This window comes from Variovorax sp. 01T432, assembly GCF_056398605.1.
In genome coordinates this window covers 24,046-38,475 of the sequence record NZ_JBFTPS010000048.1, presented here as the reverse complement: position 1 = coordinate 38,475, position 14,430 = coordinate 24,046, and the positions used below count along the sequence as shown (strand labels likewise).

9 protein-coding genes are annotated in these 14,430 nt (G+C 68.5%); 4 read left to right on the top strand and 5 right to left on the bottom strand.

Annotation, left to right across the window (positions count from 1 at the left end):
- Positions 1-5: 5 nt before the first annotated feature.
- From glgA to AC1DNF_RS27545, 5 genes are all read right to left on the bottom strand, one after another.
- Positions 6-1,466 (bottom strand): glycogen synthase GlgA, encoded by a 1,461-nt coding sequence (gene glgA / locus AC1DNF_RS27565; protein WP_478151836.1) that lies wholly within the window; start codon positions 1,464-1,466, stop codon positions 6-8.
- Positions 1,466-2,767, bottom strand: coding sequence for a glucose-1-phosphate adenylyltransferase (glgC, locus tag AC1DNF_RS27560; RefSeq protein WP_478151835.1), 1,302 nt, complete (start codon positions 2,765-2,767; stop codon positions 1,466-1,468). The genes glgA and glgC overlap by 1 nt, the downstream gene beginning before the upstream one ends.
- A 63-nt stretch (positions 2,768-2,830) precedes the next feature.
- Positions 2,831-4,885, bottom strand: a complete 2,055-nt coding sequence (gene glgX / locus AC1DNF_RS27555; RefSeq protein ID WP_478151834.1) for a glycogen debranching protein GlgX — start codon at positions 4,883-4,885, stop codon at positions 2,831-2,833.
- A 13-nt stretch (positions 4,886-4,898) separates the two neighbouring features.
- Complete coding sequence (glgB, locus tag AC1DNF_RS27550; RefSeq protein WP_478151833.1) at positions 4,899-7,061, bottom strand: 1,4-alpha-glucan branching protein GlgB; 2,163 nt, start codon at positions 7,059-7,061, stop codon at positions 4,899-4,901.
- Positions 7,048-8,679, bottom strand: a complete 1,632-nt coding sequence (locus tag AC1DNF_RS27545) for an alpha-amylase family glycosyl hydrolase (protein WP_478151832.1) — start codon at positions 8,677-8,679, stop codon at positions 7,048-7,050. The genes glgB and AC1DNF_RS27545 overlap by 14 nt, the downstream gene beginning before the upstream one ends.
- 113 nt (positions 8,680-8,792) lie before the next feature.
- Between AC1DNF_RS27545 and leuS the strand changes: the two genes are divergently transcribed.
- The 4 genes from leuS (at position 8,793) to AC1DNF_RS27525 (ending at position 14,423) form a co-directional block, all read left to right on the top strand.
- Complete coding sequence (leuS, locus tag AC1DNF_RS27540; protein WP_478151831.1) at positions 8,793-11,435, top strand: leucine--tRNA ligase; 2,643 nt, start codon at positions 8,793-8,795, stop codon at positions 11,433-11,435.
- Between the two features lie 5 nt (positions 11,436-11,440).
- Positions 11,441-11,959, top strand: coding sequence for an LPS-assembly lipoprotein LptE (locus tag AC1DNF_RS27535; RefSeq protein WP_478151830.1), 519 nt, complete (start codon positions 11,441-11,443; stop codon positions 11,957-11,959).
- Positions 11,960-13,021 (top strand): DNA polymerase III subunit delta, encoded by a 1,062-nt coding sequence (gene holA, locus AC1DNF_RS27530; RefSeq protein WP_478151829.1) that lies wholly within the window; start codon positions 11,960-11,962, stop codon positions 13,019-13,021.
- A gap of 109 nt (positions 13,022-13,130) precedes the next feature.
- The gene (locus AC1DNF_RS27525) at positions 13,131-14,423 is read left to right on the top strand and encodes a glutamate-5-semialdehyde dehydrogenase (protein WP_478151828.1); all 1,293 of its coding nucleotides are present in this window, start codon (positions 13,131-13,133) and stop codon (positions 14,421-14,423) included.
- Positions 14,424-14,430: the final 7 nt, after the last annotated feature.

The window sequence follows — 14,430 nt, the reverse complement described above, 5'->3', positions numbered from 1 at the left end:
GCGCCTCAGGCGAGCGCCTGGGCATAGACATCGAGATAGCGGGCGGCGGCGGTGCCCCAGTCGGCGGGCCGGGCCATGGCGTTGGCGCGCACGGCCTGCCAGTCGGCCGGGCGCCGGTAGAGCGCGAAGGCGCGGCGCAGGGCGCGCGCATAGCCGTGGCCTTCGAAGCCGTCGAAGCTGAAGCCGGTGGCCTCGCCGCTGGCCATGTCCTCGAGCGTGGTGTCGACCACCGTGTCGGCCAGGCCGCCGACGCGATGCACCAGAGGCAGGCTGCCGTACTTGAGGCCGTACATCTGCGTCAGGCCGCAGGGCTCGAACAGCGAGGGCACCAGGGTCACGTCGCCGGCGCTGAACAGCTTGTGCGCGAGCGCCTCGCTGTAGCCCAGCGTGACGCTCACGGCCTGGGGCGCGTCGGCAGCGCGCTCGCGAAAGGCGGCCTGCAAGTGCGCATCGCCGCTGCCGAGCAGCGCAAGCTGGCCGCCATGCGCCAACAGGGCGTCCAGCCCTTCGAGCACCAGGTGCAGGCCTTTCTGTTCGGTCAGCCGGCTCACTACCACGAAGAGCGGCGCGTCCGCCTTGGGGGCCAGGCCCAGTTCCTGCTGGATCACGGCCTTGCAGTGCGCCTTGCCGCCCAGCCGGCGGGCGTCATAGCGCTGGGGGATCAGCGCGTCGAGGGCCGGATTCCAGATCTGGTCATCGACCGCGTTGAGGATGCCCGTGAGCACGTCGGCACGACTGCGCATCAGGCCGTCCAGGCCGAAGCCCTGTTCGGGCGTCTGGATCTCGCGCGCGTAGGTGGGGCTCACGGTCGTGATGCGGTCGGCATAGGACAGGCCACCCTTCATGAAGGAGAGCTGGCCGTAGTACTCGAGCCCGTCGACGCTAAAGGCTTCGGCCGGCAGGCCGAGACCGGCGAAATGCCGCGACGCGAACAGCCCCTGGTAGGCCAGATTGTGTACCGTGAATACGCTGCCGACGCGCGTGCCGCCCCCGCGCTGCGCGAAAGCCAGGTAGGCGGGCGCGAGCCCGGCGTGCCAGTCGTGGGCATGCATCACCTCGGGCTGCCAACGCGGGTCGAGCCCCTGCGCGATTTGTGCCGCCGACCAGCCCAGCAGGGCGAAGCGCCGGTCGTTGTCGATGTAGGGCTGGCGGTTTGCGTCCTCGTAGGGATTGCCGGGCCGGTCGTAGAGCGGGGGCGCGTCGATCACGTAGGCGGGGATCGAGGGGCCGTCGGGAATCGCGATGCGGCCGGCAAGCAGGCCCGCGCGTTCGCCCCAGGGGGCGGTGAGCTGCGCCACGGGCTGGAGCTCGCTCACGCCGGCGAGGATGGCGGGAAAGCCGGGCAGCAGCACCCTGACGTCCTGATCGGCGGCCATCAGTGCCAGGGGGAGCGCGCCGGCAATGTCGGCCAGGCCGCCGGTCTTGAGCAGAGGAAAGATTTCGGCGCTGACTTGCAGGATCCGCATCAAGTTGGCTGCGGCGCGAGCCGCTGGAGCATTTCGCGGGTGATGAGGACCACGCCGCCCTCGGTGCGCTCGAAGCGCGCGGCGTCGGCCACCGGGTCTTCGCCCACCACCATTTCGTCCGGAATGACGCAGGCGCGGTCGACCACGACCTTGTTCAGCCGCGCGCCCTGGCCGACTTGCACATCCGGCAGCAGGACCGCCTCGTTGATCTCGCAGAACGAGTGGATGCGCACGCCCGAAAACAGCACCGAACTGCTCACCTTGGAGCCCGAGACGATGCAGCCGCCGGAAATGATGGTGTTCACCGTCATGCCATGCTTGCCGGCGCGGTCGAGCACGAACTTGGCCGGCGGCAGCTGTCGTTGGTAGGTCCAGATGGGCCAGTCGGTGTCATAGATGTCGAGTTCGGGGGTGATCGAGGCCAGGTCGAGGTTGGCGGCCCAGAATGCATCAATCGTGCCCACGTCGCGCCAATAGGCCTTGGCGGCCGCGCCGCCCCGCGCCCGCGTCACGCAGGACATGCCGAAGGGATGCGCCAGCGCCCGGCGCTGCGCCACCACGCGCGGAATGATGTCCTTGCCGAAATCGTGGCTGGAGTCGGGATTGGCGTTGTCTTCCTCCAGCAGTTGGTAGAGGTATTGGGAATCGAAGATGTAGATGCCCATGCTCGCCAGCGCCATCGCCTCGTTGCCTGGCATGGACGGCGGGTCGGCCGGCTTTTCGAGAAAGTCGATGATCCTGCGCTCGTCGTCGATCGCCATCACGCCGAAGGCCGTGGCCTCCATGCGCGGTACTTCGATGCAGCCGACCGTGCAGCCCCCGCCGTGCTGGACGTGATCCATCAGCATGAGCGAGTAGTCCATCTTGTAGATATGGTCGCCCGCCAGCACCACCACATAGTCGTGCGGTGTGGAGCGGGTCTGGATGATGTCGAGGTTCTGGTAGACGGCGTCGGCGGTGCCGCGGTACCAGTGCTCGTCGCCCACGCGCTGCTGGGCGGGCAGGACGTCGACCATCTCGTTGAGCTCGGCGCGCAGAAAGCTCCAGCCGCGCTGCAGGTGGCGCATGAGCGAGTGCGATTTGTACTGGGTGACCACCGCCATGCGCCGGATGCCGGAGTTCAGGCAGTTGGAGAGCGCGAAGTCGATGATGCGGAATTTGCCGCCGAAGTAGACCGCCGGCTTGGCGCGGCGGTCGGTCAGCTGCTTGAGACGGGAGCCGCGTCCGCCCGCCAGCACCAGCGCGATGGTGCGGCGAACGAGTTGGTGGGCTTGCAGTGGCGCTTGCGTGATTTCGTCCATGCTCGTCTCCTTGGATTTCTTCTCGACGGGTGCCAGCCTAGCATTCCGGCGGGCGTTTGGCTTCTATGTATTTGCGAGCCAGAGGCTCGAGGGTGGCAGGGTGCGGGTTCCTTCCGTCGGGCCCATCCCCAGGACGGAGGCGTTGTCGTCGTCATGGGGATCGGTGGCCAGCCGGTGCAGCCAGCGTCCCGGCGGGAGGCTGAACTCGACCGGGTGCTCCTCGGCGTTCACCAGCACCAGCCAGCTCGCGGCGGGGGGAACGGCGTCGAACACGATCGCCAGGGCGTGCCGGTCGCCGCGCTCCCAATCGGCCGCGGTCATGGCATGGCCCTCGGGCGCGAGCCAGCGCGGGCCCACCGCGCCGGGGGGCGTGTCGGCGGGCCACCAGTTCGCATGGCGCAGCGGCGCGGCCTCGCGGCGAAGCGCCAGGACACGAGCGACGAACGCCGCGAGGCCGGCATCGGCCCGGTCCCAGGCCTGCCAGGTGGTGTCGTTGTCCTGACAGTAGGCATTGTTGTTGCCGCGCTGGGTGTGGCCCAGCTCGTCGCCGGCCAGCAGCATCGGCGTGCCCTGCGAGAGCAGCAGCGTCGCCAGCAGGGCGCGCTGCAGCCGCCGGCGCTCGGCCAGCACGGCCGGGTCGTCGGTGTCGCCTTCCACGCCGCAGTTGCGGCTGAGGTTGTGGCCACTGCCGTCGCGGTTGTTCTCGCCGTTGGCGAGGTTGTGGCGCTCGTTGTAGCTGACCAGGTCGCGCAACGTGAAGCCGTCGTGCGCGGTGACGAAGTTGACGCTGGCGCTCGGTGCGCGGCCGTCGTGTTTGAAGTCCTCGCTCGACGCGGTGAAGCGGTTCGCGAACTCGCCGAGGCCGGCGCTGCGGTGCAGCCAGAAGCCGCGCTGCGCGTCGCGGTAACGGTCGTTCCATTCGAGCCAGCCCGGCGGAAACTCGCCGAGCCGGTAGCCACCGGGGCCGACGTCCCAAGGCTCTGCGATGAGCAGCGCCTGCGCCAGCAGCGGGTCCTGCGCGGCGGCCGCCAGGAAGGGCGCGCGCGGATCGAACGCGCCGCCCGCGCGGCGCGCCAGCACCGGGGCGAGGTCGAAGCGGAAGCCGTCGACGCCGAGTTCGGTGAACCAGTGGCGCAGGCTGTCCATCACCAGCTGGACCACGCGCGGCTCGGCGAGGTTCAGGCAGTTGCCGCAGCCGGTCCAGTTCTCGTAGAGCGCGTGGTCGTCCTGGCGCAGGTGGTAGTAGAGCGCGTTGTCGATGCCGCGCAGGCTCAGCGTGGGGCCGAGTTCGTCGGTCTCGGCACTGTGGTTGAACACCACGTCGATCACGAGCTCCATGCCGCGCGCATGAACGGCGTCGGCCATCGCGCGGAACTCGCTCGCGGGGGTGCTGCCGGGCCGGCCGCTCCAGTAGCGGGCTTCGGGGGCGAACCAGCCGATCGGGCTGTAGCCCCAATAGTTGCTCAGGCCCTGCGCGAGCAGGCGCTCCTCGTCGGCGCGGTGCTGCACGGGCATCAGGCTCAGGGTGGTGACGCCCAGATGCTGCAGGTGGTCGATCACGGCCGGCACGGCGAGGCCCGCATAGCTGCCGCGCAGAGCCGGGGGTACGTCGGGGTGCAGCCGCGTCTGCCCGCGCACGTGGAGTTCGTAGAGCACGCGATCGGCCGCGCGGATGCGCGAGGGCCGGGCGGTGGCGGCCGGCATCGGCGCCGTGACGCGGGCCTTGAGGGCGAGGGGCGCGTTGTCTCGCGGGTCGCGCCGCGCCGGCTGTGCCGGGTCGTGGCCGAGGAAGACGTCTTCGCCGCCGTAACGGCCGACCACCTCGCGCGCATAGGGATCGAGCAGGACCTTGGAAGGGTTGAAGCGATGTCCCTCCTGCGGGTTCCAAGGGCCGTGGACACGGTAGCCATAGACGAGACCCGCGCGGCCGGAGGGCAGGCGGCCATGCCAGACGCCATTGGTGCATTCCGGCAACTGGAGGCGCTGCTGTTCGTGTTCGCCCGTGGGGTCGAAGAGGCAGAGTTCCACGGCGCTCGCCCTGGGGGCCGCCAGGGCGAAGTTGATGCCGTCCGGGCCGGGGGCGGCGCCGAGGGGGTAGGGCTTGCCAGGGCTCAGCATGGGGTCGGGGTCTTCACGCCAACACCCACATCACGGTCGCCAGCGGGGGCACGGACATGACCAGCGACTGGGCCCTGTGATGCCATCCGACCGGCTCGCTTTCGAGCACGCCGTTTCCCGCGCCGCTTCCGCCGTAGATCGAGCCGTCCGTGTTGAGGATCTCCCGATAGGCGCCCGCCGCAGGCACTCCCACTCGATACCCCCGTCGGGGCACGGGCGTGAAGTTGCACACCGCCAGCACGAACCCGCCATCCCGCGCCCGCCGCACAAAGGCAAACACCGACTGGTCCGCGTCGTCATGGCAGATCCACTCGAAGCCCTGCGGCTCGCAGTCGAGCTCATGCAGCGCAGGGAAATGCCGATAGACGTTGTTCAGGTCGCGCACAAGCCGCCGGATGCCCTGGTGCGAGGCGTTCTCGAGCAGGTGCCAATCCAGGCTGCGCTCGGCGTTCCATTCGGCCCATTGCGCGAACTCGCCACCCATGAAGAGCAGCTTCTTCCCCGGATACGCCCACAGGTAGCCATAGAGATTTCGCAGCCCGGCGAACTTCTGCCAGTTGTCCCCCGGCATGCGCGCGATCATCGAGCCCTTTCCGTGCACCACCTCGTCATGCGAGAGGGGCAGCACGAAGTTCTCGCTGTGCGCATACATCAGTCCGAAGGTGATCTTGTGGTGATGGTGCTTGCGGTGGAGCGGGTCGATGCCCGCATAGGCCAGCGTGTCGTTCATCCAGCCCATGTTCCACTTGTAGTGGAAGCCCAGGCCGCCATCCTCGGGGGGGCGCGTCACGCCGGGAAAGCTCGTCGACTCTTCGGCGATGGTGATGGCGCCGGGCCGTTCGACCCCGACCACCTGGTTCATGCGGCGCAGGAACTCGATCGCTTCGAGGTTCTCGCGCCCGCCCTGCGCGTTGGGCACCCACTCGTCCGCCTTGCGGCTGTAGTCGCGGTAGAGCATCGAGGCGACCGCATCGACACGCAAGCCGTCGACGCCGTAGCGCTCCAGCCAGTACAGCGCATTGCCGACCAGATAGTTGCGCACTTCCGTGCGCGCATAGTTGAAGATCAGCGTCTGCCAGTCGTTGTGGAAGCCTTCGCGCGGGTCGGCATATTCGTAGAGCGCGGTGCCGTCGAAGCGGCCCAGCCCATGCGCGTCGGTCGGGAAATGCGCCGGCACCCAGTCGAGGATCACGCCCAGGCCGGCCTTGTGCGCGGCCTCGACGAAGGCGCGGAAGTCCGCCGGTGTGCCGAAGCGCGAACTCGGCGCATAGAGGCCGATCGGCTGGTAGCCCCAGGAGCCGTCGAAGGGATGCTCGCTGATGGGCATCAACTCGATGTGCGTGAAGCCCATGTCGCGGGCGTAGGGCACCAGGGTGTCGGCCAGGTCCTGGTAGTCGAGCCACTCGTGGCCGTTCTTTCGCCGCCACGAACCCAGATGCACTTCGTAGATGCTGATGGGCGCGCCGCGTGCGTTGGCCTCGGCACGTCCCTGCGGTACCTTGGCGGGCGGCGGAAGCGGGTGCACGACGCTGGCGGTGTCGGGGCGCAGGCGCGCGGAGAAGCCGAAGGGATCGGCCTTGCGCAGCACCTCGCCTTGCGCCGAGAGGATCTCGAACTCGTAGCTGTCGCCGACCGCCAGGTGGGGCGCGAAGATCTCCCAGACGCCGCACTCGCGGCGCAGGCGCATCATGTGGCGCCGTCCATCCCACTGGTTGAAGTCGCCCACCACCGAGACGCGGCGCGCGTTCGGCGCCCAGACGGCGAAGGCGACGCCGCGCACGCCGTCGATTTCGCGCAAGTGCGCGCCGAGCTGCTCGAAGGGCCGCAGATGCGTGCCCTCGGCCAGCAGCCAGACGTCGATCTCGCCCAGGACGGGCGGAAAGCGGTAAGGGTCCTCGAGTGTCGAACTGTGATGGTTCCAGTCGACCCGAAAATAGTAGCCAAGCCGCGCCCCCGAGGCGGGAACCAGCGCGGCGAAGAGGTCGGAGTTGCCCTGCCGTTCGAGCAGCGCCAGCGGCCAGCCCGAGGCGGATTGCATCACGGCCACGGCCCGAGCTCCTGGCAGCAGTGCGCGCACCCACAGCCCCTCGCCGCTCTCGTGCGGGCCGAGCACGGCGAAGGGATCGCCATGCTCGGCCCGCATCAGGGCGCGGATTTCGTCGTCAGGAAGGGTCAATCGGCTCTCCGAAGAAGACGCCGAAGGGCGGCAGGCTGAGCGTGCCGCCGTCGAGGCGGGCGCCGGTGAACGGGCTTCCCTCCAGCGGCGCGAGCGCCTGCTGGAGGCGCAGGGAGGCGGGCTCGGCGCCGAGGTTGAACACCGCCTGCAAGGCGGTGTCCCCATCGCGCCGCTCGAACCAGAGCAAGGGTTCGGGCGCGTCGTGGAACAGCATGGTGCCGGTGCGCAGCAGAGGGAGGCTGCGTCGCCAGCGCAGCAGGGCACGGCTGAAGTGGAGCATCGACCGCGGGTCGGCGGCCTGCCGCTCGATGGCCAGCGGGATGTGCGGCTCGGCCACCGGCAGCCACGGCACGCCGTCCGTGAAGCCCGCATGCGCCGCTTCCGCCCGCCAGGGCATCGGGGTGCGGCAGCCGTCGCGGCCCTTGAATTCGGGCCAGAAGGCGCGGCCGTAGGGGTCCTGCAGCCGCTCGAAGGGCACTTCGGCTTCGGGCAGGCCGAGCTCCTCGCCCTGGTAGACGCTGGCGCTGCCGCGCAGCGAGAGCAGCAGCGCCAGCCAGAGCCGGTCGCGGCGCGTGTCGGCGGGGCCGCCGGCGCTCCAGCGCGAGGCGACGCGCGGCACGTCGTGGTTTGAGACGGCCCAGCAGGCCCAGCCGTCGGTTCCGGCCAGCGCGTGCTCCAGCGCCTCGACCTGGGAGCGCAGGTGAAGCGCGCTGTGCTCGCCGGTCAGGAGGCTGAAGCTGTAGGCCAGGTGCAGCCGCTTGCCCCGCTCGGTGTAGCGCGCCATCACGGGCGGGGCGTCCTCGTCGCCGACCTCGCCCAGGGCCACCGTGCCGTATTCGTCCATCAGCGCGCGCAGCCGCTCCAGGAAGAGCAGGTTGTCCGGCTGGCTCTTGTCGTACAGATGCTGCTGCATCGCATAGGGGTTGTCGACCCGCACGGTGCTGACCTTGCCGCCGTGCGCCGGCGGGTTGTCGCGCAGCCGGGCGTCGTGGAACTGGTGGTTGCAGGCATCGAAGCGGAAACCGTCCACCCCGCGCTCGCACCAGAAGCGCACCTCGCGCAGCAGGGCGTCCCGCACCGCCTTCGAGTGAAAGTTGAGGTCGGGCTGCTCGGGCAGGAAGCTGTGCAGGTAGTACTGGCGCCGGCGGGAATCCCATTGCCAGGCCGGACCGCCGAACACCGACAGCCAGTTGTTGGGCGGCGTCCCGTCGGGTTTGGGGTCGGCCCAGACGTACCAGTCGGCCTGCGGGCGGCCGGGCCCCGGGCGGCCCGCCCGGCTGGCCAGGAACCAAGCATGCTGGTTGGAGGTGTGGGACAGCACCTGGTCGATGATGACCTTGAGCCCCAGCGCGTGAGCGCGGGCCAGCAGGGCGTCGAAGTCGGCCAGCGTGCCGAAGATCGGGTCGACCTGGCGGTAGTCGGCGACGTCGTAGCCGAAATCCTTCATCGGCGAGAGGAAGAAGGGCGACACCCAGATCGCGTCCGCCCCGAGTTCGGCCACGTACTCGAGCCGCGAGGTAATCCCGGGCAGATCCCCGATACCGTCGCCGTTGCTGTCCATGAAGCTGCGGGGGTAGATCTGGTAGATCACCGCGCCGCGCCACCAGTCCTTGCCCATGCGTGCCCCTATCGATTCGAAAATCATTGTGGCATGCGAGAACCGGGCCACGCGGGACCCGCGATAATCCGCCTTCCCCCAGCCGCCTGCCGCCGGGGCCTGCCCCAAGTCCAATGAACCCCAGCTACAAACCCAGTGACGTCGAGTCGGCCGCCCAAGCCCATTGGACAGCCGCCGATGCCTACCGCGTGACCGAGGACGCGCGCAAGAAGAAATACTACGCCTGCTCGATGCTGCCGTACCCCAGCGGCAAGCTGCACATGGGCCACGTGCGCAACTACACCATCAACGACATGCTCACGCGCTACCTGCGCATGAGCGGCTACAACGTGCTGATGCCCATGGGCTGGGACGCGTTCGGCCTCCCGGCCGAGAATGCGGCGCTCAAGAACGGGGTGCCGCCGGCCAAGTGGACCTACGAGAACATCGCCTACATGAAGGGCCAGCTCCAGGCCATGGGGCTCGCCATCGACTGGAGCCGCGAGATCGCGACCTGCGACCCCGCGTACTACAAGTGGAACCAGTGGCTGTTCTTGAAGATGCTCGAGAAGGGCATCGCCTACCGCAAGACGCAGTTCGTCAACTGGGACCCGGTCGACCAGACGGTGCTCGCCAATGAACAGGTGATCGACGGCAAGGGCTGGCGCACCGGCGCCACCGTCGAGCGGCGCGAGATTCCGGGCTATTACCTCAAGATCAGCGACTACGCCGAAGAGCTGCTGGACCACACGCAGCACAAGCTGCCCGGTTGGCCCGAACGCGTCAAGCTGATGCAGGAAAACTGGATCGGCAAGAGCGAGGGGGTTCGCTTCGCCTTCACGCACGACATCAAGGACGACAAGGGCGTACTGATCCAGGGCGGCCGCATGTACGTCTTCACGACGCGCGCCGACACCATCATGGGCGTCACCTTCTGTGCCGTGGCGCCCGAGCACCCGCTCGCCGTGCATGCCGCCACGAAGAACCCGAAGGTCGCCGCCTTCATCGAGGAATGCAAGAGCGGCGGCACCACCGAGGCCGAACTCGCCACGCAGGAAAAGAAGGGCGTGCCCACCGGGCTGACGGTCAAGCACCCCATCACCGACGAGCAGGTGCCGGTGTGGGTCGGCAACTACGTGCTCATGGGTTATGGCGACGGCGCCGTGATGGGCGTGCCCGCCCATGACGAGCGCGACTTCGCCTTCGCCAACAAGTACGGCATCGAGATCATCCAGGTCGTGCTGGTCGACGACGAGCCGCACTTCGACTACCACCGCTGGCAGGACTGGTACGCCGACAAGCAGCGCGGCGTGACCATCAATTCCGACAATTTCAGCGGCATGTCGCATGCCGTGGCGGTCAAGGCGGTGGCGCATGCGCTCGGGCAGAAGGGCCTGGGCGAGATGCAGACCACCTGGCGCCTTCGCGACTGGGGTGTCAGCCGCCAGCGCTACTGGGGCACGCCGATCCCGATCATTCATTGCGAGGAGCACGGCGCGGTGCCGGTGCCCGAGAAGGACCTGCCGGTCGTGCTGCCGACCGATTGCGTGCCCGACGGCTCGGGCAACCCGCTCGCCAAGCACGAAGGCTTCCACGCCGGCGTCGTCTGCCCCACCTGCGGCAAGCCCGCGCGGCGCGAGACCGACACGATGGACACCTTCGTCGACAGCTCGTGGTACTTCATGCGCTACTGCGATCCGCAGAACGACGAGGCCATGGTGGGTGATGGCGCGAAGTACTGGATGCCGATGGACCAGTACATCGGCGGCATCGAGCATGCGATCCTGCACCTGTTGTATGCGCGCTTCTGGACCAAGGTGATGCGCGACCTCGGCCTGGTGAAGGTCGACGAGCCCTTCGCCAAGCTGCTCACGCAGGGCATGGTGCTCAACCACATCTTCTACAAGCGCAACGAGAAGGGCGGCAAGGACTACTTCCCGCCCTCCGAAGTGACGCCGGTGCTCGACGCGCAGGGTCGCATCAGCGGCGGCACGGCGGCCGACGGCACCCGCGTCGAGTACGGCGGCGTGGGCAAGATGGGCAAGAGCGAACGCAACGGCGTCGACCCGCAGGACCTGATCGAGAAGTATGGCGCCGACACCGCGCGCCTCTACACCATGTTCACCGCGCCGCCGGAGGCCACGCTCGAGTGGAACGATGCGGCGGTGGAAGGCAGCTATCGCTTCCTGCGCCGGGTCTGGAATTTCGGCGTGGCGATGCACGCCCGCATGGCCGAGGCCGGCAAGCCGGGCCGGCCCAGCGCGTTCGGCAATGAAGCCAAGGCCCTGCGGCGCGAGATCCACACCGTGCTGCGCCAGATCGACTACGACTACCAGCGCATGCAGTACAACACCGTGGTTTCGGGCGCGATGAAGCTCCTGAACGCACTGGAGGGCTTCAAGGCCGATCCCGCCAACACGGGCGACCGGGCAGCGGTGCACGAGGGCCTGGGCATCCTGCTGCGCTGCCTCTATCCCGCAACGCCGCACATCACGCACCAGCTCTGGCAACAGCTCGGCTATGGCGAGGAAATGGGCGAACTGCTCGACGCGCCCTGGCCGGTGGTCGACGTGGCCGCGCTCGAACAGGACGAGATCGAGCTGATGCTTCAGGTCAACGGCAAGCTGCGCGGATCGCTGCGCGTGCCGGCCACGGCCTCCAAGCAGGAGATCGAGAAGATCGTGCTGGCGAGCGAAGTCTTCGCCAGGCATGCCGAAGGCGCCACGCCCAAGCGCGTGGTCGTGGTTCCCGGGCGGCTGGTCAACGTGGTGCTGTGAGAAGCATGCCCACCCCGCGCCATGCCCCGCCGCGCCGCGGTTTTCTCCTCGCCGTTTCGACCGTCGCCGCCTTCTCGCTGGCCGGCTGCGGTTTCGAACTGCGCAAGGCGCCGGTCTATGCGTTCAAGACACTCTCCATACCGGGCAGCTCGTCGTTCGCAAACTACCTGCGGCGCAACATCCGCTCGGGCGGGACCGTCGAGATCATCCCGGCCGAGCGGGCCAACACGGCCGAAGCGATTCTCGACATCCTCGGCGAGAACCGCGAGCAGATCGTGGTCTCGAGCAATGCCGCGGGCCAGACGCGCGAGCTGCAGTTGCGGCTGACGCTGCGCTTCAAGGTGCGCACGCCCGCCGGCAAGGAGCTGCTGCCGCCGACCGACATCCAGCAGCAGCGCGACATCACCTACAACGAGACCCAGGCGCTCGGCAAGGAAGGCGAGACCGAACTGCTGTTTCGCGACATGCTCAGCGACATCGGTCAGCAGACGATGCGCCGCCTCGCGGCCATCAAGGAGCTCTAGATGCAGTTGGGCTCCGCGCAGCTGGAAGCCCATCTGCAGAAGGGCATCAAGCCGCTCTACACCATCCATGGCGACGAGCCGCTCCTTGCGCAGGAGGCGGCCGATGCGATCCGCGCCGCCGCGCGCGCGCAGGGCTACACGGAGCGCAGCGTCCACACCGTGGCCGGCGCGCATTTCGACTGGAGCGCGGTGCTGGCCGCCGGTGGATCGCTGAGTCTTTTCGCGGACAGGCAGATCGTCGAGATCCGCATCCCCTCCGGCAAGCCGGGAAAGGACGGCAGCGTCGCGCTGCAGCAGATCGCCGAGGCCGCGCAGGGCAACGACAGCACCCTGACGCTGGTCCTGCTGCCGCGGCTGGACAAGGCCACGCGCACCGGCGCATGGTTCGCGGCCCTGGATAACAACGGCGTCAGCCTGCAGATCGAAAGCATCGAGCGCGCGGCTCTGCCCCAGTGGATCGCACAGCGCCTTGCGCGGCAGGGCCAGCGCGTGAAGGGCGGCGAGGAGGGCCAGCGCACGCTGCAGTTCTTCGCCGACCGCGTCGAAGGCAATCTGCTCGCCGCGCACCAGGAAATCCAGAAGCTCGCGCTGCTGCATCCTGCGGGCGAACTCGGCTGGGAACAGGTGGAAGCCGCCGTCAACAACGTCGCGCGCTACGACGTCTTCAAACTCTCCGAGGCGGTGCTGGCCGGCAATCCGCAGCGGGTCGCGCGCATGCTCGACGGCTTGCAGGCCGAAGGCGAGGCCGAGGTGCTGGTGCACTACGCGCTCGCCGAGGACATCCGCGCCCTCAAGCGCGTGAAGGATGCCATGGCTGCCGGCCGGCCGCTGCCGATGGCGCTGCGCGAGAACCGCATCTGGGGGCCGCGCGAGCGCGCCTTCGAGCGGGTGCTGCCGCGGCTGGACGACCGTGCACTCGCGCGCATGCTGCGCGCGGCGCATGTGGTCGACGGGATCGTGAAGGGCCTGAAGCAGCCCGACTGGCCTGCCAACGGATGGCAGGCGTTGCAGCGCCTCGCGCTCATGCTGTGCCGGGCATGCGCAGTGTCGGCCCGGGCTTGAATTGACCTGGGCGGCGGAAGAACGCCACGCGCCCGTTGTTCTTCTTTTGCGAACAACGCGTTTCCGGGCTTGCGCGCCGACCGGTCTGGGCACGTGGGAAAATGCCCGCATGAATGCCTTCAACGTCAACGAACACGTGCAGGCTCTCGGCCTGCAGGCCAAGACCGCCTCGGCCCTCATGGCACGGGCTCCCGCCGCCACCAAGAACAAGGCACTCAGGGCCCTTGCGCGCCGCCTGCGCGAAAGCGTCGAGGCTCTGGCGCCGGCCAATGCGCGCGACATCGAGCGCGCCAAGGCCGCCGGCCTGTCGGCGCCGATGATCGACCGGCTCAGGCTCACGCCGAAGGTCATCGAGACCGTGGCGCTCGGCTGCGAGCAACTCGCCGCCATGCCCGACGTCATCGGCGAGGTCATCGGCATGCGGCAGCAGCCCAGCGGCATCCGCGTCGGCCAGATGAGGGTTCCGATCGGGGTGTTCGGCATGATCTACGAGAGCCGCCCCAACGTGACCATCGAGGCTGCGAGCCTCGCGATCAAGAGCGGCAACGCGGCGATCCTGCGCGGCGGCTCGGAGGCGATCGAGTCGAACAAGGCGCTGGCCCAGCTGGTGTCCGAATCGCTGGCCGAAGCGGGCCTGCCGCTGGAGGCCGTTCAACTGGTGCAGACCACCGACCGCGAGGCCGTGGGGCAGTTGATCGCGATGCCGCAATATGTCGACGTGATCATTCCACGCGGCGGCAAGGGGCTGATCGAGCGCATCAGCCGCGAAGCCAAGGTGCCGGTGATCAAGCACCTGGACGGCAACTGCCACGTGTATGTGGACGACACCGCCGAGATCGACATGGCGCTGAAGATCGTCGACAACGCCAAGACCCAGAAGTACAGCCCCTGCAACGCCGCCGAAGGCCTGCTGGTGGCGGCCTCGATGGCCGAGAGCTTCCTGCCCGAGATCGGCGCGATCTTCGCGGCCAAGGGCGTGGAGATGCGATGCGATCCCGTCGCGGCGCGCATCCTGCGCGCCGATGCCGCCCTGGTGCCGGGCGCGGCGGTGGTCGACGCCGTGGAGGCCGACTGGTCCGAGGAATACCTGGCCGCGGTCATCAGCATCAAGGTGGTCGAAGGCGTGGACGAAGCCATCGCGCATATCAACCGCTATTCGAGCCACCACACCGACGCCATCGTCACGCGCGACCACATGCATGCGCAGCGCTTCCTGCGTGAGGTCGACTCGGCCAGCGTGATGGTCAACGCGAGCACGCGCTTTGCCGATGGTTTCGAGTTCGGGCTGGGCGCCGAGATCGGCATCAGCACCGACAAGTTTCACGCCCGCGGGCCGGTGGGCATCGAGGGACTCACCTCGCTCAAGTACGTGGTGCTCGGCCAGGGTGAAGTGCGAACCTGATCGCATG